Below are 20,065 nucleotides of genomic sequence, written 5' to 3' on the forward strand. Positions count from 1 at the left end.
TAAACGTAAGATTTATGTCGCTCTGCTGCCCGATCTGCCCTTTCTGCGCTGCTGCATTGCAGGGCGTGGTTTGTCATACAATGTTTTATAATGCATGCAGACTGCTGCATGCATTATAAATAATTAGGTATTGGGGTGGGATAGGGTAGACAAATGGGAGATGGAAAGGCGGGGATGGCTTTCAACTATTTTAAATAACGAAGTATGCTACAATTCAAATCCTGTTGTTATGAAGCATCAATTACGTAGAGAACAGCAACTACATTGCGATTTGAAAACTGCCTGGCAGTTTTTTTCCACTCCTTTGAACCTTGCTAAAATAACGCCAGCAGATATGCGCTTTACTGTTCTGTCTACAAATACGGAAGTGCCTATTTACGAGGGAATGATTATCGCGTATAAGGTATCGCCGTTATGGGGTATACCCTTGTTTTGGCAAACTAAAATTACACAGGTTAACTGGGAGGAGAGTTTTACCGATTACCAGGAGAAAGGGCCATATCGATATTGGAATCACCTCCACGAGTTTACTCCCAATGCCGATGGGGTGCTGATGAGGGATACGGTAGAGTATGAATTGCCCTTTGGTATACTTGGCGAATGGGCGCATAAGTTGTTTGTTAAAAAGAAATTGGAACATATTTTTGATTTCCGTTACGATATCTTGGAAAAAAAATTTAATCAGTAGCGGTAGTATGTTTACGCTGTAGTTTCCTCTTTGCTTTCTTAGGAAAGCCTCTCTTTCCTTTATTATTCTTTACCTACAGTGGCTTTATATTCCAAAAAACGGAAGGATGCCTGTCGACTGCAGTAGGAACCTTAGCTAAAAGTTAACTATAAATTCGATTACTATACCAAACTAAATGCCTGTTTTATTGTTATAAAAGAAATAAAATTTCCTTTAGGTGTAATTATTTGAATTTAAAATAGGTTAAAGCGGGTGTTTCAGCGCTTTTAGCCTGTTTATGTGGCATGTATCAGAAAATCTATTTCTATAAATCCGATTATTTTTTAAGCTGTAAACAATCTTATGCAAGAGATACATATTATTACGATTTCTGATGGTGTAGTGGAAGCAGGAAAGGTAGGGGATATTCCTACTTATACGGATTCTTATTGCATCTATATTCAACTTGCGGGGCGCGCCACACATAGGCTAGATTGTCAGGAAATCGATATGGAGGTAGGCGATGTATTTGTTATTTCTCCGGGACAGGTTCATAAATTTCTAACGCGAGCGGGTTTTGATGGGGTTCTGATTTATTTTCCCGCTGCATTTTTTTATCAAAACTTACAAAACAAGGTTTTCTTGGAAAATGCACAGATTTTTAATACCATCGGTTTACTTGTTAAGATTTATTTCGATACGGAAAATTTGGACGATTTGCTATTTATGGTAGAGAAATTGAAAAGTGAGCTTGTGAAGCCTTATGATAAATTTCAATCCGCAATTTTAAATAATTTCTTATCCAATATATTATTTACACTGGAAAGACGTTGGACTGATCTGCTTAGTGCGAACAAGCTTTTTCACCACCGATACTCTAAAGATTATGCCTATGTTGCTTCTTATAGGAAGCTGATTAAAGAGGAGTTTAGAGATTTTACCAAGGTTAAATATTACGCCGGTAAATTAAATATTAGTGAAAGAAAATTGCAGAAAGTCGTAATGAAGCTTTTGGGGAAGTCGCCAAAAGTGCTTATTGATGAGTATGTTATATTGGAAAGTAAACGTTTGTTGGTTCACGAGTCTATGAACGTGAAGGAGGTAGCTTATGCCTTAGGTTTCGATGAACCTTCTTATTTTACCAAATTTTTTAAAACTAAAGTGGGTATAGCTCCACGGCAGTTTAAGTCGCAAAATAGGTTAACCTCCTAATATTTACAAGGACGATATATAAACCTTAATTTTTGTGCCTTCCTAACTAAAGGTACAAAGGTACCATCTATAGGGTCTAGGCTACTGTATAATGGCATATGCCCGTATTGTATTTCGAAATATGCGCTGAACCTGATAATAGGCCGTGCGCAATTTTCCGTCTTTCTACTAAGGAAAGCTGTGCTTTTATGGCACCTTCCGCTGTTATATGTAGCATATTATATTTCGAAAATTTAATACCAGCTTATATTGGGGTTTATTTCTTAGGTACAGATTTGCAGCGCTGTTATTGGTACTGTACAGGTCAAAAATAATAGCAATAGTGTATGCATTCTAAGATAAGGATCTTATGCTGTTTATAGCGGTGTCGCAAACTGATTTTGATGGAAAAGCCGCCTTAACAGGCGGCCTTCTTAAGCTATTTTTTTTATTTTTAATTTGGTAAACGTTTCCGTAAAACTTGCAGAAGCTGTAGTAGTAACGCGGCTAATATCAGCAGTAATCCTACAAAGAAGGCTGCACTGACTTCCTTAAACTCCTGAAAAAATACCGCGGCTATAGCGATGGCGTATAGGGGCTCCAGGTTAAAATTTATGTTTACAGTAAAGGCAGAAAGATATCGCATAGCTTTATTTAATAGTATATAGAGAAGTACAGTACAAAAACTGGATAATAAAATTAAGTATACTAAATCTAGCCCTTTAGGGATGCTGTACGCTACAGGCTCAATTTTCAAGTAAATAGGTAATAAGATAGCAATACCAACTGTTCCGCCGATCATATGATATTTGGTAAGTCGTTGTGCTTCCACATATTTAGACCAGGGCTCATTTAGGATGGTAAATAAGGCTACAAATAGGGATGATAGCACCCCCAACACAATACCTAACCTAAATTGAGATTCAAATTTGAAGATAAGTAGAATGCCCAACAGTGTCAGTAAACTTATACCAATTTCAGACCATGAAAATGGCTTTTTTTGTAGTAGTGGCGCCAATAATGCCGTAAATAAACTTGTTAAACAAAAGCAGACCACGCCGACTGCGATATTTGCATATTTAATGCTGGCATAGAAAAAGATCCAATGCAAAGCTAGGAGCATGCCGACCCCCATTATTCGCGCGCGGTCTTCTACCCATACATAGCTATTATCCGCACGTTGGGGTTTATATTTTTTAACCGTCCACTCCAATATAAGGAGTATAACAGCCGCAAAAAACATACGGTAGAAGGTTAAAAATACCTCATTTAATGTTATGAGTTTACCAAAAATAGCGGATAAGCTTGCTAAAATTATAGCAATATGTAGGTGGAAGAGTGATTTCTTCATTATAATATTTAATATAAAAATTTGACCATATAGTACCAGTTGCTATCGTAGTACGATAACATTTAAAGTCTGCAAGAATGCAGATTATTTAGTTTTTGGGAAAAACTAAGGTACGATATGTTGATCAAATGCGGATAAGGTAACCATTACAATGAATTTTGTGCAAAAATACGAAATTCCTTTCATATAGTAAAAACAAAGCCATACTAGGCGCTGCAAAAGCAGCGGCAGATGTTATTTTTATAAAAAACAGGTGCACGTTACCTGGATTAGTTGCGTGCACCTAAAAATCTACCTGCAGCGACTTATTCTGCGATACACCTAAGCGGTCTACTTTGGGTTAATCTGCCTTTTTGGAGATAGCTGATATCTATGTCTAGATCGTCGCCCGCCAGGCGCCACATGCCACCGGCATCTACTGTACTGGAATAGTAATTTATATTAATTCCGCGTTGTCTTAAGCCGACAGATATGTTGTAAGAATTGGTATTCATCCAACCTTGAGCGGGTAATACTAGCCTTACATTCTTTTTACGCTTACTGGTTAATACCTTCGCTGCATTGAAATGTGTGTCATGGATTTTAAAATTCCCTACGTTGGAGGCTGTTGTACTTTCAAGCAGATCACGCCATTCTATTTGTGTAGGAATACGAAAGCCTTTTGGACAGGGGTCATTTTCAGTTTTTTTAGGCGCTTCTATTGATCCGGCATTCCAGGCATCTAAAGCAGGGTACCGCCAGGTCCACTCGCTATTTATATTTGTATCCGTCGGTCCTGCCGTTGGTATTATTCGCCCAAATTGGTAGTAGTTACCATGTAATGCGGCTGTTATAGGCTCTTGATTTGGATCCTGACTAGTGGAAACACCGACGTTATGCAGGGCCCAGATACTACCATTTATTCGGGCTGCGGGTATGCCAACATGGGTTAGATATTCATCTTTAGGGTTTACCTTTATAATAAGATTATACTTTACTCCAGGCTTTAACGCAAGATCTTTAAACGACAGCGCATCTGTTTTTTGCATTGGTCCTATTGTGATGCTGTTAATGGTTAGCGATGCCGTTTGCGTAGCTGCCGCATTGATTAGGGTAGGACTACTGGTTACTGTTGGTTTATGTAATGCGCTAAATTTTACATCGGCAAGGCTTTCTGTTCCTTTTTGAGTAATATCGCCGGTCGACAGGTTTACGCTAGCGGCGTTAAAGTGTGGTGAAAACCTAGCCTGCACTTCTGTAATGTTATATCCTGTACTTTTAGCATCTATGGTTGTGGTAATTTGGCTGAATTTATGTTTAAACTCTAAACTAAGCTTATAAGTAATGTCAGATTCTAGCACCTTCTGTACTTTAGCGTACATAAAATCCAAAGAACCACTTAGGTTTGCAATGCTTGCTGTAGCCAGTGTCTTATTGGTTTCGTCTGCAAAATGTACCGCAGGCAGCACTGTGGCACTATTAACAGAAAATGCCACGAAGGTATAATTTATGCCACCTTGAAGTAATAATTGGTCTTCCTGCTGCTCTTTTCCATGGGTATAGTCTCTTTCGGATATAAATTTACCCTTATCGTCAAAAACGAGAAGTTTATATTTAATATAGGGTTGTAAAGTTGTTATTGTGGTGGTCAACATATTGCTCGCCGCTTTGCTGTTTACGGCATTATACGCTGCAGAAGGTTCTGCAACCCATGCTGCGCTTAATGTATATTTATCATTGAGGTCAATGGAAGCAGTTTGAATAGCCGTCCTTTCTGGAACTCTCGATGCAGCTGTAGATCCTATTAATTGGATAGATTTCTTTTCGGCAAAAAAATCTTTTGATATTTCCACCTCTAGCTTGGCTTTTCCGCCAGGAACGATTTCAATAAGTTTATCGGTGGTCGTGCTGCAGGAATGAAAAAACAGGAGTGCTGCAATGGTTATGCTTGAATATATATTTTTTTTAAAATTTATGGTATTTATCATTCTAAGTAATTAATGAGGGATGCCTTCAAGGAGTGTATGTAGTCATCTTGTAATCTTTTGATTATTGAACGGTTAGGGTACCTCGGAGACAACCTGCAATTGATAACAAGTGTCTTATGCTAACCTTAACAATCAAAAATGCAGCTACTGCACTTTATGAAGGATGCCGATATTTAGTTAAACTATTTTATTCATTAATCATTTAGTAAAAAGTAGTAGATTTTCTATTTCTATAATATAATGCGCCCTATTCATAGAATGCCACTTAAGGGGGGATAAATTTGCGATGGTTCCATTTACACATTATTTTTCTGATTTATCGGCCAAAACGGAAATATCGCTGTAGGTTATGCTTTTTGCCACTTAGCCATTTGCTTATCATAGCCATACCAATAACGGAGAAGGTGATACCATTGCCTCCAAATCCCAACACAAAATAGCTATGCTTAAATTTTTTATGCGTCCCAATATAAGGTAGGCCATCTTTGGTTTCCCCAAATGTTCCTGCCCAAGCATAATCTGGATTGAAAGGGATTTCAGGGATGTATTTTTCAAATTTTTTACGAAGATTTTTGCTTTTTTTATGAATTAGCTTATCCCGTTTTTCCGGATTGACGAATTTTTCATCCTCACCACCGATTAATATGCGGCCATCATCGGTAGTTCGCATGTACATATAAGGGGCACTGGTATTCCAAATTAGTAGCTCTTTTAGGCTCTTGTTCTTCTTTTTTTCAACTTCAGATACCAAGGCATATGTGCTGATAAGGTTTACAAAATTCTCCTTAATAAGATTTGTGCTCTCATAGCCTGTGCAATAAATGATTTTATGAGCCATAATTTCATGACCTGAGCTTAGAACTGCTTTTACACCAGATTTTAAGGTTTTTGTTTCCAAAAGCTCGGTACGGTCGTACACTTGCAGGCCATACAGCTTATTAAAGGATAACAATTCATGCACCAATCTAAATGCATCTACACTGGCGCCTTGTTCGGAGAGAATACCACCGTGGGTATTCGAAAGCTTGAATTTTCGATGGATAGCATCGGCTGTTAACCATTTCACCATAAAACCGGCGTCTTTTCTAGCCTGATATTCCTTCAATAACCAGGGTACATCTTTTTTTAAAGCCGCAAAATAGAGCGAGCTCTTTTTTTTAAATCCTGCTTCGGAATTTATCTCTTTGCCTATTTCCTGCAGCAGATCTATCGCTTCTGCACATGCCTTATAACTAGCGTCTGCGGCGCCTTTTCCGATCATTTTCCGCAACAGGTATAAGGGGGTATCAATTTCATACTGTAACATGGCGGTTGTCGCCGAAGAACTGCCATTGGCGATTTCGCGTTTGTCGATCAATATTGTCTTGTAGCCATCTTGTATGCATTGATGTGCTACCAAACTTCCTGTGATACCGCCACCGACAATTAAAACCTCGCAGCTGGCGTTTTCTTTTAAGGAGGGATAACTGTTAATTATTCCATTTTTTACCAACCAGAAGGGTTCATTCGATTTTAAATCCATGACACTTTTTTATGAATAACAAATGAACCACGCATATTGTTTAAAGCGATACACTTTAGTTTATACTGTAGATCTTTTCGGACGTATAGGTTTTATTAATCCTTAATAAAGTACATGCTGTTTTTTGACATGATCTTAATAAAGGGATCAGCTTCTGCTTAAATAGCGGCAATAAAATAGCACTAGTATTAAGCCTGTTCGTTTATTTATATTTTTCTGGTGTTACATAAAGCGAAGCTATTATTTTGTCAAGCCTTTCTAAGGGCTCTCCTAAGTGGTAGTATTCATCTATTGCATCTAATGTTAACTTTTCAATGTGTTTTACACAGGCACCTGATACCAAAAGAATGATTTGTGAGTGAGGGGATATGTCCTTTAATGAACGAAGTAATTCTTTATTTTGACGGAGCATTTCTGAGGATAGTAGGATTATTGGAACTGTATATTCTCTAAGTTGTTGTTTTAATATTTCGTCGTTCTTTGCAAATAACAACAACGAGTCATGAAATGTTTGCGCTATATGCTTGCATAAACCATAATTTATTAATCCCGATGTACTACAAATTAGTATTTTCATAAATGCGACACTAAAATAAAGTATAAATATTGAGGTAAATTCTATAAAACTAATAGTACCCTGCGTTACTTGAATTAGTGAACGACTAGAACCTTATATTTGTTTTTATAAAAAACACTGAATTTCCGATTTCTTTTAATTTTTTATCTTAAATAATCGACAATTATCCTTAATTTGAATTTTCTTTATGTTGTGAATATATATAAAATTTATATAGAATAAATGTGTTATAGATAAAATTTATAACTCTAAGTATTTAACAGTCTTCCTTTTAGAAGGGTTGTTTAGCGCGTTTTTTAAAAAAAAATAAAAAATTATATGAAGTAATATAAAAATCCTATATTTGAGAAAATATATAACGACACGTATGTGTTGGTCTGTTTTTGTTGGTGTATTTGTTTTGTATTAAATAATGCAATTATCGATAAAAAATTTAAAGCATTTTATACTAACTAATATGGAATTAAGATGTAATTCTTCTTTTGTTAGGAAGCTCGTGTCAATATAAAAAGCCACTGGACTAGAGTGGCTTTTACAGAACTATAAAATTAACAGGATGTCATTAGGTAAAGTAATTTTCAATCCCGAGTTAAATATAGAGTTAATTTTCTGAAAATACAATTAATATATATATTAATTGGGTGAGTTCTGTACCTTGTATATGGTTTGATAATGGTTGTTTTCTATCAGCTTTTGATTTGTAACTTTCTGTAAATCTTAATGTTGATTTTTTATACGAAGTTTTTCTTACGGTATTTTCGTGTATAAAAAAGTATTATCTATCCTATTGTAGACGATAAATCGCTGGTTTGGTTTTACGGAGGTATCCGTAAATTATGGTCAGGTGGATAGTATAATTAATACGGTAAGATGGTGTAGGCGGCTGTGTAATTGGTGAACCAAATAAAATAGCTAGATAGAAGGGCTGTCTTTTGGCTCCTTGGTTGTGATATATATATTCCAAAATATTTCAGTTTATTAAACTCTTTATGAATAAGTGACTGAAATTCACTTGTTTAATTTATCATAACTTTATATCAATTATATGATCTCAAGAGAATCTATTAGCTTTTCAACAGCTACGTTTAAAGAGTTTGAAAATATTGAAGGCCATGATATGATGGCTACAGCAAAATACTTTAAAGAGTATATCGACTATCAAAAAGAAAACAATCTTTTAAATTTCCGTTTTAAAACCAACGGTTGTGGTCCTGAAACCACCGTTTCTTCTCCTTTTTTATCGCAACCCACAACATGTATTAGTTTAGTATCTAACGATTACTTAAATTTCACACGTCACCCTAAGGTTATAGAGGCTGCCATTGCTGGTATTCGTCAATACGGTACTGGAGCTGGTGCCTCGCCATTAATTGGTGGCTTGCACGAGTATCATGTTGAATTAGAGAATAAATTATCACGCTTTTTTAACCGGCCAGAAGGTTCGAGTATTATCTTTACGACCGGCTATACGGCAAATAGTGCAACCTTATTAAGTTTATTAAAAGCTGAAGATTGTGCAATTGTGGATATGGAAGTGCACGCCAGTGTTTACGAGGGGCTTCTTGGCACACATACCAAAAAATTTCCACACAATAGTATGGTGCATCTGGAGCGTGCCCTGCGTGAAGCAAAGGATCAGTATAGAACCAAACTGGTTATTGTCGACGGGGTATACTCGCAGAATGGTGATTTGGCTAAGTTGGACGAAATTGTAAATCTTGTAAAAAGCTATGGTGCCTATTTAATGGTAGATGATGCCCATGGTATTGGCGTGGTCGGCGAAACGGGGAGAGGTGCAGCTGAAGTTTATAATGTCTTGGAAAAGGTGGATATTCTATCTGGAACCTTAAGTAAGGCTTTAGGGCATATTGGAGGTTTTGTTGTTGCCTCGCCAGAAATCGTTAACTTTTTGCGTTACCAGTCTAGGCAGCATGTTTTTTCATCCACCGCTACACCGGCAAGTTTTGGTTTGCTGAAGGCGCTGGATTTGATCGATGAAGAACCGCATTGGCGTAAGCAGCTTCACGATAATGTGCAGTATTTTAAGCAAGGACTATTAACATTAGGCGTGGAAATTGGTAATACTGAATCGCCTATAATCCCGATTAAAATTGGCGATCCTGTACGTACTGCCGAAATCTCACGCATGCTATTACAGCGTTCGATTTACGCCAATTGTATTATTTATCCGGGTGTAGCCAGAAAAGATGCGCGTATCCGTACCAGCTTAATGGCAACACATACAACGGCACAGCTGGATGCTGTACTAAATGCCTTAGAGGATATTGGAAAAAAAGTAAGTTTAAAGAAAGGGAGGTAAACATAATGGAATCGTATATAAAATTTGAATGTAAAACATATGCCACGTAAACTATATAAGGGGGAAAAAAATGATAAGGAACGGACCATGGGCAAATTAATTGCCGCAGTGGGTGTTGTTCTTCAGGAAAAAGGTTATCCAGGTTTAACTATTGCTAATATATCCAAAGCGGCAGGTGTGGATCGAAAGTTGGTTTATCTTTATTTTGAAACTGTGGAGAATCTGGTGGAAACGTATATAAAAGGTAAAGACTTCTGGGTTTCTGCAACCGTTCATGCCGTGGAATACTTTGGTAAAGCACCTACGGAAGGGTCCAAGGGTGTCTTGGAGGCTTTATTATTAAATCAGATGGACGGGTTTATGGAGAATAAAGAGATGCAAAAGGCCGTAGCTTGGCAGATCAGTGAGAAATCCGAGATTATGTCGTATATATCAAGGGAAAGAGAGCGTATGAGTGCGCTCTATTTTGCCTTTGCGGATAAGGAACTGGAAGGTAAGGAGGTAGATTTACGAGCGGTAACAAGTATTCTGGTTGCTGGTATCTATTACCTGGTGCTGCATGCCGAAAATACGGAGAGTACTTTTTGTGAGATCGATCTGACAGAGAAAGCCGGTTTAGATCGCATACGCCTTGCTATAAAAAATATACTGTCTTGGACATATACCCAGAAGTGGACCACAGAATAGTATTCGGTTAAGCCGTTATTTAGGCTTGCAGGGGTGTAAATTCTCCGCGCAATAAATTTATCAGACAAGTTAAAACAGGGATAGAAAAAAAATTTTCTATCCCTGTTTAATACCTTTTGCGCCCTAAAGTATAGGTAAGGTTGAATGTGGAAAAATTACCGCTATTTTAGTTCTCTAATATGTGAAAATTTATGTTTCTATTATTTGAACTTTAAAATTTATATGTATATTTGTGTTCCATATTACTCTTTCACTCCGAAAGTCAACTTTCTTAAGCGTAAGCTAGATTACTCTATCTAGCTTTTTTTTATGTCTTTTAGGGTAATAATTGCCTTCACCGTCGGTGTTAACAGTATATTAGTCAGCTATGTAGATTATTTTCTACATATGTGAGAATATTTAAATTAAAAATCACTTAATATGCGCATACCTAACCGCATATAGGATTAAATTTTGTTTATTTGCGTATAAGTAAAAACAATGAAAAGTAGCGAAATATTTAAAGCATCCTCTAGCACGGGTAAATTAAGTAACTATACCCTGGTGCAACTGCGGCAGCAACAAAAGAAATACAAGGCATATGTCAGGTTTTTGTGTGTGCTTACGCTGTTGCTGTTTTTATTGTTAATGTATTATTCCGTTGTGCTCAACAACTACGCTGTATTTATTTTATTGGGTGGTTTTTCATGCGCGTTGTTTATTTTTATTATTATCCTAAAACAAATAGAAGCCGAGATCAGTAACCGCAGTACGCCCTAATCAAAATTTGGCGCAATAAAGCTAAAGCCTTAAGCGATTGTTGCTTATCTTATTCAATCCTCCAGATTTTTATAAGCGCATAAAAGGTTCTTAAAAAATCCCTCTTTCCTCCGGTAGCGTTCACGTTGGAAGACCAAGAAGAGCGATACAATTTCCTTTACAGGAACCCCAGCGATATCGATACCAAATCTAGACTAACCTGCAATATCTGGCCATACGCCTGATGAAGTATGTAATCCAGAAGAGATGTGGAAACAAACGATTTCAACGAAATACAAACCTATAAACCGATCAAGAGCAGGCCGCAAAAACAAGGGCGGTAATAGTAAAAGCAGGAAGGTCCTGCTTACGGCCTTCCTGCTTTTCAAAACTTTAATTTGGTTAGCTATGCCAGCGGTATAAACCGCTAATCCTGTATCAATTTAAGACAAAACGTAGCGATTGGGTGTCCCTTGAATTAGGGCCCACAAAAACTTGAAATGTTCCCGGTTCACTTTGAAACTTTAAGTCGGCATTAAAAAAGCGTAAATCCTCCTCAGTAATGGTAAAAGTAACTGTTTTTCGTTCCCCTTTTTTCAAGTACACCTTCTCAAAACCTTTAAGTTCCTTAACGGGTCTTGTTACCGAACCCACCACATCCTGAATGTACATCTGCACAATTTCATAGCCATCATAACTACCGGTATTCTGAATGTTTAGTGATACCTGAATTTGCTGTCCTGCCTGCAGCTGATCTTTATCGAGCTTCAGATCCGTATAATTAAACTGGGTATAACTTAAGCCATACCCAAAAGGGTATAAGGGTTCATTATCCACATCCAAATAGTTGGATCTAAATTTCTCAAACCATTTTTCCTTTTGCTGTGGTCGCCCTGTATTCTTATGCGCATAATAAATCGGCACCTGTCCGACATGCTTAGGAAAGGTAACAGGAAGTTTGCCCGCCGGAACAACATCCCCAAACAACACATCGGCTACCGCCTTCCCCGTCTCCGTGCCAGCAAACCAAACATTTAAGATTGCCGGCACATGTTTGTCCTCCCAGGTTAAGGTCAACGGGCGCCCCGTAAACAAGACTAAAACCACTGGTTTTCCGGTTTCCAATAAAGCCTTTAGCAGGCGCTGTTGATTTTCCGGAATATTCAAGTCGCTTCTGCTGGAACTCTCGCCTGACATTTCAGACGATTCGCCCAATGCGGCCACGATAACATCAGCCTGTGCAGCCACAGCCAAGGCTTCGGCTCTAATCGCCTCCTCCGCACGCGGGTCCCTTTTTATTTCACGGCCAAATAAAGTAGCCCGGGCCTGGTAAGCTGGATCGCTAACCAAATTCGTGCCCAGGTGATGCACAAGCTGCACTTTATCGCCCAGTACTGCCTGCATACCCTCGAATAAGGAAGCAGTATTTTCAAGGTCTGCACTTATACTCCACGTGCCCGGCATATTTGCTCCTGTTGCCGCCAAGGGGCCAATTAAGGCCACCGTTCCTTTTTTTGCTAAGGGTAGGAGCTGATCCTTATTTTTCAATAAAACAAAGGATTTTGTAGCCGCTTCACGCGCTTTTTCAAGGTGTGAGGGATGTAAAATCTCCTTTTCCGCCCTTTTACTGTCGCAGTACCGGTAAGGATCCTCAAAAAGTCCCAATTTATACTTCGCTTCCAGCACCTTGCGGCAGGCCTCCGTAATAGTCGCTTCGGAAACCCTACCTTTCGCCACCGATGCCTTTAAAGTCGTCAGAAAGCCCTCGCCAACCATATCCATATCCAAACCTGCATTAATAGATCTAGCAGACACCTCCTCCAAATCGCCAAGGCCATGATCGATAAGCTCATTCACGGAAGTATAATCCGAAACTACTAAACCCGTAAAACCCCATTCCTTACGGAGCACATCCGTAAGCAACCACTTATTTGCTGTGGCCGGGATACCATTGATATCGTTAAAAGAAGTCATAATACTACCCACGCCAGCATCAATGGCTGCCTTATAGGGATAAAAATATTCATTATACATACGGTGCAGGCTCATATCCGTCGTGTTATAATCCCGGCCAGCCTCCGCAGCACCATACAATGCAAAATGCTTTACACAAGCAAGCATCGTCTCCTTATCTGCAAGCGAATTACCCTGCAGGCCCTGCACCATCGCCTTAGCAATTAAGCCACCCAAGTAAGGATCTTCACCCGATCCTTCCGAAATTCTTCCCCAGCGCGGGTCTCTGGAGATATCCACCATCGGCGAAAATGCCCAGTGTATACCATCCGCAGTAGCCTCCTTGGCCGCAATGGCTGCGGTTTGTTTAATTAACTGCGTATCCCAGGAAGATGCCAGTGCCAAAGGAATAGGGAAGATGGTCTTGTAACCATGGATAACGTCCATACCAAAAAGCAGAGGGATTTTCAATCTACTCTGTTCCACTGCAATTTGTTGGGTTTTCCGAATACGCTCAGGGCTGCTCATCGAAAATAAACCACCCAACTGCCCGGCTTTAATTTTGGCATCGATATCCGTAGACACTACCGTGCCCGTTGTCGCCTCGCCGGCAGTCAGCAAGTTCAATTGTCCGATTTTTTCCGCCAGGGTCATCTTGGCCAGCAACGCATCGATAAAGACCTTCATTGTCCGGTCATGTTGTTTTTCAAGATCTTTTGGATCTTTAGGTTGTGCCATAGCGCCAGCAAGGACGACTAGAAGTAAGGCAAAGAAGAGATAAAATTTACTTTTCATTGGTATTTATTTGTTTAGGTTATGAATTTCGAATCCAAGTTTTTTTAAGCCAGACTGCACCTCCTCGGCCTGCATAAACGTTCGCCATAATAATCCAGACCGGTAATTTTCGATCATACAAACTATAGGGCCCTGGTCGATAGCGAGATAACGCTGTGGGTACCAGTTTTCGGTTTCACTATAGGCATCATAAAAACCATATTTGCCCCATACTTTAGCCTTAAGGTGCGTAAATAGGTATCGCATAAAAGACTGGCTTTCATTGGGTGTATAAGGCATAGACGAAAGTGCCGCTGTAGGTGATATAACGCCGATATCGTTGTCCGGATGATGTGCACTATACCCCGCTAAAGAATAACTCGCCGTTAGTCCCCAGCCTTTATCTTTACCATAACCCACAAATTTATGCGGGTTATGTTCAGCATGCGTTATATGAATGTTAGCATGGTTAACCACCGCCTGACCATAATTGACATAGTTATCGGATAAACCCATAGGGTTGAGACCGATAAAACTGTAGTGCGACCAAAATAAAGGGCCAACCTCTCCAGGCTGTGCATTATGCTTGACCAACATCGGTATACCATACTTTTGGGCCTCAGTTTTTAGTGCACCCGATCGTGCCCATCCCATATCGTAAACAGCTTTGGAAATCGGGTAGGTCGGCGAGGCGGCGCCAAGAACATAGGCTATTAAACATTCGTCAAAACCCCGTATCGGATGGTTCATTCCAAAGCCATGCTGCTCGCTCCAATGCCAATACAAAACCTTTTCCCCTTGGGTATAATGGTTCCAATCAATCGACTTCCAAAGGCTGTCTGCCAAATCCGCGAGTGCTTTTTCAGCCGTATTTCCCTGCTTAAAATACTCCCTTACCACAACTAAGCCCTGTGCTAAAAACGCAGTCTCAACGATATCACCACCATTATCTTTTTCGCTAAACGCCTTCACCGTTCCGGTAGGGCCATCGTACCAATGTGCCCAGGCCCCTTTAAAGCGCGGTATTGTAGCCAGGAAATCAACTATTTTCGTTAAGCGCTGTACGGCATCCGCTTTAGGGATAAAACCGCGATCTGCGGCTACAATAATGGCCATTATACCAAAACCTGTACCGCCAATGGTTACCACATCCTGATCCTGCTGTGGGTACAGCCCATCCATATGTATCCTTTCACGCGCCATGCCAGAATGTGGCTCAGCGCCATCCCAGAAGTAGTTAAACGTCTGCCGTTGTACACGATCTAATAAGGTATCGGTATCGATATCCGTTTTGTTTTGCGTTGCCGCTGTTGCCTGTTGCTTCGCCTGAAAGCAAGCGTTTAATACCAGCAAGGCTATGCTGAATAAAATAAATAACTTTTGCATGGCTATTTGTAAATGTGTCAATAGGTAAAAATATCCCTACGCAAAGTAACCTATAAGTTAAAGATACGCAGGGAATTAGAATGTTTAGTGTTTATTTTTGTTTTACCCTGGAATTAATAACCTGGATTTTGGGTAAGTACATTTTTACTTAAGTCAATTTGTTCCGTGGGGATAGGCAACAACTTATCCCTAAAATCCTGGTAATTGGGTTTTCCTGCTGCATGGAAAACCGACTCGGCAATACCCCAGCGTACAATATCAAAGAAGCGCTCATGCTCCATGGCAAGCTCTATACGACGTTCATGTCTTATGCTCTGACGCAGCTCCTCCTGCCCAGTTGCCGTAATATCGGGCAAGGTGCCATCTGGGGCACCCCGACGGGCACGTTCGCGGACTTGATTTAGGGCCTGTAATGCCTCCGCCGTTTGCCCCAATTCGTTGGCAGCTTCCGCATACATTAAGACCACATCGGCATAACGTAGTATGCGCACATTCATCCACCAGGAACCCCTACTAATGGTATTGCGTAGGTTTGGGCTACCCAGTACCTTGTGGTTATACCTCGGATTTGGAACTTCCGTTGGGTATAAAGGCATCTTTTCGTTATACAGCGAATACCCTTCCTGCGTGGATGTACTGGCATACAGTATGGTTCTTGCTTTCCGTGGGTCATTGGGTTCGTATGCCGCCTCCAGCTGCGCACTAGGCACATTCCAGCCCCAACCTAAATTCCAATTGTTGGCCCCGCGTACACCTTGAATGCTGGCATATTGAATTCCATTCTTCTCTCGTTCCGAAGCCGATGCTGTAGCTTGAATTTCAAAGATAGATTCTTTGCTGTTTTCGCCTTCCTCCGTAAAAATTTTGTCGTAAGTGGTTGATAAATCGTATAAACCCGAACTTATTACCAACCGTGCCGATTGCTGTGCAAGGCTCCACTTCTGTTGGGTAATATACACTTTGGCCAGTAAACCCTGGGCCGCAGCCCGCGTTACACGTCCTATAAATTTAGGCTCCCAGCTGTCGGGTAAATTTTGTGCTGCATAAGTAAGATCTTCTTCAATAAAGGTATAAAGGGCTGCGGTTGAACTTTGCGGAATATTATTCTGCTCAGCAGGATTTTCAAAAAACCGATCAAATTTCGGTACACGACCAAAGAAGCGCACCAAATTAAAGTAGGCATAGCCACGTAAAAACCGTGCTTCCGCCTTGGCCAGTACTTTAACCGCCTCTGTCGCCGGTATATTACGGTTACTGTCGACCTGAAAAATAGTCTGGTTACACTTGGTTATTAAGCCATAATAGCCCTTCCATAAAGCATTTGCTCTACCCGAGGATGGCAGTACCGGAAAATTATCCATGCTAATCACATCGGCGCCACCATCTGCCGGTGTACTGCCCTTATCCGCATCATCGCTACGTATGCTGGTAGCCGCAATAAAACCATCAGCGTGTACATTGTAACTTCTTAAATCATTATACGCACCAAAAATAAAAGGATCGTAGGGTCCGGCACCCGTAGGATAGGGGTAATCATCTTCAGTATACGAGCCTTGATTCGGACTGTCCAAAAACTTTTTGCAGCCCGATAAGGCTAAAAATATCAGTACAATAGGCAAAAATATTAAAGGGATTCTTAAGGATGTATTTGGTTTCATCGTTTTTCAGTTTTTAGGGTTAAAGGGTAGCAAGGCTAAAAGGATAAGTTAACACCCAGCGAATAGGTAGCAGGAATAGGGTAGGTGCCATTGTCTACCCCAGCTGCCGTAATACTCGAAATGGCAGGTTCTGGGGAATAACCGCTCACCTTAGACCAGGTTTTAATATTCTGTATATGTATAAAAACCCGCGCTTTACGGATGAAAGAATCCGGTATTCGGTTCGAGCCAATCGTATACCCGATTTGCAGTGTACGCAGTCTAAAGAAGTCTCCGGGCTCCAAGAAGTAACTGCTGAAGAGGTAATTATTTCCTCGGCTATTATCCAGTATAGGCTCCGTAGTACTGCTGCCATCGCCTTTCCAGGCGCCTAATCGATTGACCTCATAATTTAGAGGCGCAAAATTATTCGTTTTACGAATGGGATATATTTTATTTCCTGCCACACCATTACCTTCCAGCAGGGCATCAAAATTTTTATACGCAAATGTCAGCTGTAAGCCGAAGTTATGGGGTGGAAAAGGTGTTCCGAGATATTCCCTATCGGCTACCGTAATTTTACCATCGCCGTCTAAATCCGCATATTGGATGTCGCCAGGTTTAGAATCCGCAAAGGATGCGCTGTTTTTTATCGCTGCTTCATTTTGATAGATCCCTATCTGCCGATACCCATAAAAGTAACCTATAGAACGACCCGACTCCGTAACATTGGCACCATTATTACCAAGGATTTGGAAGTTCGTACTGTTACCAATGGAATTAACGGTATTTTTGTTGTAGCTGTAATTTGCATTTACGCCATACCGTAGGTTACCGATTTTATCGGACCATCCCGCTGTCAGTTCGATACCACGATTGGTAATTTTACCGAGGTTAGTAAAATAGCGTCTACTCTCGTTGGGCAATACCACCGAGGTTAAGATGCCGTCTGTGGTACGGTCGTACAAATTTACTTCCACGGTCAACCGGTTGTCAAGGGCGCTTAGTTCTACCCCCAGGTCTATTCCTTGCACCACCTCCCAACGCAGGTTTGGATCGGCGATATATTCCCCTTGAATTGCGGAATAGACATTATCGCCAAATACCGCCGTTGCTGAATTGGTTACACCCGGCAGGTAAAGATTATCGGCTACAGCATTTGCATTCCCAATTTTACCCCAAGCAAAACGCAATTTCAGGAAGTTAATCTTCTCGAAATGCTTCAAGAATGACTCTTCGGATAGTACCCATCCTAAACCCACACTACCGAAGGTGCCCCAGCGGTTTGCAGGTGCGAATTTTGAGCTGCCATCCCTTCGGATAGTGGCATTCAACAGGTATTTATTTTGGTAGCTATATCCGGCACGCGCAAAACCACCGGCAATAGAATTTCGACTGCCGCTGCCGCTATAATCACCACGCGGATTACTGTTTTGATTGATAATATCCCAATACCAGTAATTAGGGTCCTGCGGAACATGAACCGTGGTATCCCGTCGTGTACCATTCATTTTTGTATTATCGGCATAAACGGTTGTAAATCCCGCCATTGCCGTTAGGCGGTGGTCAGCACCCAAATTTTTCTCGTAGGTCAGGGTATGATCTTGCTGGAACCTCCGGTACTCCTCCGACAGCATATTTACGGCCGTCCGTTGGGTATTGTCGTAATCTATACGGTTGGCGCCAGCATCTTCCCCCAGGTTCATAAAATGAAAAGGTAATGGTGTGTACCCCCGGGTTTGATTAAAACCAAGATCCGTATATACGGTAGATTTCCACTTTAATTCGGGTAGTATGGCTATCTCGGTAAAAAGGCTACCCACAAAACGGTAGCCCCGTGGTAGCGATGTTTTGTCGTTACGGTGTAGGTTTGCGATGGGATTACCTACCTGCGCCCGTTGGAAAGACGGCATACTGTAGTATGTACTTTCATTGTACTGCACAGGAACTATAGGAGCGGCCCATAAGGCATTGTTTAGGTTTACTACCGTAGGGTTTTTATTCCAAAAACTACCCGAGAAATCGGCACCAAATTTTATACGCTCAGACACCCTAAGGTCCTGACTTAAACGCGCAGTATAACGGCTATATTCCCCATTTTTTACCACTCCCTCTTGCTTATTGTACCCCAATGAGAAGTGCGTACTGCTTTTGTCGCTGCTGTTGGAAATACTCAGGTTGTTATTGCTGTTTAATGCCGTACGCAACAGTAAATCCTGCCAATCCGTGTTTGCCGTATAGTTGGTATAATCAAACGCAGGTGCATTTAAGTTTTCCAGCTGCCTGTTATAGAGCTCCTTAAACCCCGCAGCGTCGGTTACTTTAATAAGATCCTGCACGCGGTTAAAACCCACTGAACCCGAGAAGTTTACCGTAGTACGGCCTTTTGCGGCTTTTTTTAGCGTGATCGCAATAACGCCATTCGCACCGCGTAACCCAAAAATGGCAATCGAGGAGGGGTCGCGTAATACATCCATCGATTCAATATCCTGCGGACTTAAAAAATCGATGTTATCGTGCATCACGCCATCGACAACATAAAGTGGTGCGGCATTATTGGTACTGTTTATTCCCCGGATACGTACCGTCGGTGCATCTCCCGGGCCACCGGAATTGCTAATGGTTAAACCGGCAACCTTTCCTTGTAAGGAGCTTATCGGGTTAGCGTTGGGCATATTCGCCACCTCGTCGCCTTTAACGCGTGTCACCGATCCTGTCAGGTCAACCTTACGTTGTGTGCCATACCCCACCACAACAACCTCATCCAAGGATTGGCTATCTTCCTGAAGCAGCACCTCAAAATCGCTGTGGTTACCGGCAGTACGTTCTTGTAGGGTGTAACCTATAAATTTAAATACTAAAATATCAGTTGCCTCTGCCGATAAGGTAAATTTGCCGTCGGCATCGGTTTGTATAGCGGCGGGCTTCCCTTTGACGGAAATACTTACCCCCGCAAGGGGTTGCCGCGATTGGCTATCCAAAACCCTCCCTGTACGTGGGGTCTGGGCATACACGGTCAGCGTGGCGCATACAAGCGTAATAAGAATAACTAAGGTCCTCATAAAAATAGGTTTATATAATTTACGTTACGTGTTTTTCTCTACGCAAATATTGGTAGGGGAACTGGCGCATGCAAATTTTGGTAATGCACATTACTACTACAGCATCAAAATACCTGCTCAGACATCTGTCGGCAATCTGTGTATTGGATTGATTTCTAGGGTTTTGAACTATGCTGTGAATACAGGCCACTAAACTATGGCGTGTACAACATACACCCATGTCGATGTGTGGT

General features: G+C 40.8%; 14 protein-coding genes. 5 read left to right on the forward strand and 9 right to left on the reverse strand.

Going from position 1 to position 20,065, the window contains the following annotated elements; genetic code table 11:
- Nucleotides 1-229 precede the first annotated feature (229 nt).
- Complete coding sequence (locus tag ACL9RF_RS04140; RefSeq protein WP_422799327.1) at nucleotides 230-688, forward strand: SRPBCC family protein; 459 nt, start codon at nucleotides 230-232, stop codon at nucleotides 686-688.
- Nucleotides 689-1,030: 342 nt separating this feature from the next.
- Nucleotides 1,031-1,879 (forward strand): AraC family transcriptional regulator, encoded by an 849-nt coding sequence (locus ACL9RF_RS04145; protein WP_422799328.1) that lies wholly within the window; start codon nucleotides 1,031-1,033, stop codon nucleotides 1,877-1,879.
- Between the two features lie 76 nt (nucleotides 1,880-1,955).
- Here the strand turns inward: ACL9RF_RS04145 and ACL9RF_RS04150 are convergent, their stop codons facing one another.
- The 5 genes from ACL9RF_RS04150 to ACL9RF_RS04170 form a co-directional block, all read right to left on the reverse strand.
- Nucleotides 1,956-2,096 carry a hypothetical protein gene (locus tag ACL9RF_RS04150; protein ID WP_422799329.1) on the reverse strand — a complete coding sequence of 47 codons (141 nt, stop codon included), beginning with the start codon at nucleotides 2,094-2,096 and terminating at the stop codon, nucleotides 1,956-1,958.
- Between the two features lie 216 nt (nucleotides 2,097-2,312).
- Complete coding sequence (locus ACL9RF_RS04155) at nucleotides 2,313-3,209, reverse strand: DMT family transporter (RefSeq protein ID WP_422799330.1); 897 nt, start codon at nucleotides 3,207-3,209, stop codon at nucleotides 2,313-2,315.
- Nucleotides 3,210-3,514: 305 nt separating this feature from the next.
- Nucleotides 3,515-5,176 (reverse strand): hypothetical protein, encoded by a 1,662-nt coding sequence (locus tag ACL9RF_RS04160; protein ID WP_422799331.1) that lies wholly within the window; start codon nucleotides 5,174-5,176, stop codon nucleotides 3,515-3,517.
- 316 nt (nucleotides 5,177-5,492) lie between these two features.
- A complete protein-coding gene (locus tag ACL9RF_RS04165; RefSeq protein WP_422799332.1) occupies nucleotides 5,493-6,698 on the reverse strand; it encodes an NAD(P)/FAD-dependent oxidoreductase in 1,206 nt (401 codons plus the stop codon).
- 202 nt (nucleotides 6,699-6,900) lie between these two features.
- Nucleotides 6,901-7,275: a hypothetical protein gene (locus ACL9RF_RS04170; RefSeq protein WP_422799333.1), complete on the reverse strand. Its 375-nt coding sequence runs from the start codon at nucleotides 7,273-7,275 to the stop codon at nucleotides 6,901-6,903.
- 1,045 nt (nucleotides 7,276-8,320) lie between these two features.
- Between ACL9RF_RS04170 and ACL9RF_RS04175 the strand changes: the two genes are divergently transcribed.
- From ACL9RF_RS04175 to ACL9RF_RS04185, 3 genes are all read left to right on the forward strand, one after another.
- Entirely contained in the window at nucleotides 8,321-9,595 is a 1,275-nt protein-coding gene (locus ACL9RF_RS04175; protein WP_422799334.1) for an aminotransferase class I/II-fold pyridoxal phosphate-dependent enzyme, read from the forward strand.
- Nucleotides 9,596-9,634: 39 nt separating this feature from the next.
- Entirely contained in the window at nucleotides 9,635-10,282 is a 648-nt protein-coding gene (locus ACL9RF_RS04180; protein WP_422799335.1) for a TetR/AcrR family transcriptional regulator, read from the forward strand.
- A gap of 480 nt (nucleotides 10,283-10,762) precedes the next feature.
- Nucleotides 10,763-11,041, forward strand: coding sequence for a hypothetical protein (locus tag ACL9RF_RS04185; protein WP_422799336.1), 279 nt, complete (start codon nucleotides 10,763-10,765; stop codon nucleotides 11,039-11,041).
- Nucleotides 11,042-11,458: 417 nt separating this feature from the next.
- Here ACL9RF_RS04185 and bglX read toward each other — a convergent pair whose 3' ends face one another.
- The 4 genes from bglX to ACL9RF_RS04205 form a co-directional block, all read right to left on the reverse strand.
- A complete protein-coding gene (bglX, locus tag ACL9RF_RS04190) occupies nucleotides 11,459-13,768 on the reverse strand; it encodes a beta-glucosidase BglX (protein ID WP_422799337.1) in 2,310 nt (769 codons plus the stop codon).
- A 6-nt stretch (nucleotides 13,769-13,774) separates the two neighbouring features.
- Entirely contained in the window at nucleotides 13,775-15,133 is a 1,359-nt protein-coding gene (locus tag ACL9RF_RS04195) for a glucoamylase family protein (protein ID WP_422799338.1), read from the reverse strand.
- Nucleotides 15,134-15,246: 113 nt separating this feature from the next.
- Entirely contained in the window at nucleotides 15,247-16,791 is a 1,545-nt protein-coding gene (locus ACL9RF_RS04200) for a RagB/SusD family nutrient uptake outer membrane protein (RefSeq protein ID WP_422799339.1), read from the reverse strand.
- Nucleotides 16,792-16,826: 35 nt separating this feature from the next.
- On the reverse strand, nucleotides 16,827-19,832 hold the full coding sequence (locus tag ACL9RF_RS04205; RefSeq protein WP_422799340.1) for a SusC/RagA family TonB-linked outer membrane protein: 3,006 nt from the start codon (nucleotides 19,830-19,832) through the stop codon (nucleotides 16,827-16,829).
- Between the last annotated feature and the right edge of the window lie 233 nt (nucleotides 19,833-20,065).

This window comes from Sphingobacterium sp. Mn56C, from assembly GCF_049319645.1.
Taxonomy (GTDB): Bacteria; Bacteroidota; Bacteroidia; order Sphingobacteriales; family Sphingobacteriaceae; genus Sphingobacterium.

Coding starts and splice junctions, on each gene's coding strand:
- ACL9RF_RS04140 (WP_422799327.1), top strand. CDS start 230: ATGAAGCATCAATTACGTAGAGAACAGCAACTACATTGCGATTTGAAA.
- ACL9RF_RS04145 (WP_422799328.1), top strand. CDS start 1,031: ATGCAAGAGATACATATTATTACGATTTCTGATGGTGTAGTGGAAGCA.
- ACL9RF_RS04150 (WP_422799329.1), bottom strand. CDS start 2,096: ATGCTACATATAACAGCGGAAGGTGCCATAAAAGCACAGCTTTCCTTA.
- ACL9RF_RS04155 (WP_422799330.1), bottom strand. CDS start 3,209: ATGAAGAAATCACTCTTCCACCTACATATTGCTATAATTTTAGCAAGC.
- ACL9RF_RS04160 (WP_422799331.1), bottom strand. CDS start 5,176: ATGATAAATACCATAAATTTTAAAAAAAATATATATTCAAGCATAACC.
- ACL9RF_RS04165 (WP_422799332.1), bottom strand. CDS start 6,698: ATGGATTTAAAATCGAATGAACCCTTCTGGTTGGTAAAAAATGGAATA.
- ACL9RF_RS04170 (WP_422799333.1), bottom strand. CDS start 7,275: ATGAAAATACTAATTTGTAGTACATCGGGATTAATAAATTATGGTTTA.
- ACL9RF_RS04175 (WP_422799334.1), top strand. CDS start 8,321: ATGATCTCAAGAGAATCTATTAGCTTTTCAACAGCTACGTTTAAAGAG.
- ACL9RF_RS04180 (WP_422799335.1), top strand. CDS start 9,635: ATGCCACGTAAACTATATAAGGGGGAAAAAAATGATAAGGAACGGACC.
- ACL9RF_RS04185 (WP_422799336.1), top strand. CDS start 10,763: ATGAAAAGTAGCGAAATATTTAAAGCATCCTCTAGCACGGGTAAATTA.
- bglX (WP_422799337.1), bottom strand. CDS start 13,768: ATGAAAAGTAAATTTTATCTCTTCTTTGCCTTACTTCTAGTCGTCCTT.
- ACL9RF_RS04195 (WP_422799338.1), bottom strand. CDS start 15,133: ATGCAAAAGTTATTTATTTTATTCAGCATAGCCTTGCTGGTATTAAAC.
- ACL9RF_RS04200 (WP_422799339.1), bottom strand. CDS start 16,791: ATGAAACCAAATACATCCTTAAGAATCCCTTTAATATTTTTGCCTATT.
- ACL9RF_RS04205 (WP_422799340.1), bottom strand. CDS start 19,832: ATGAGGACCTTAGTTATTCTTATTACGCTTGTATGCGCCACGCTGACC.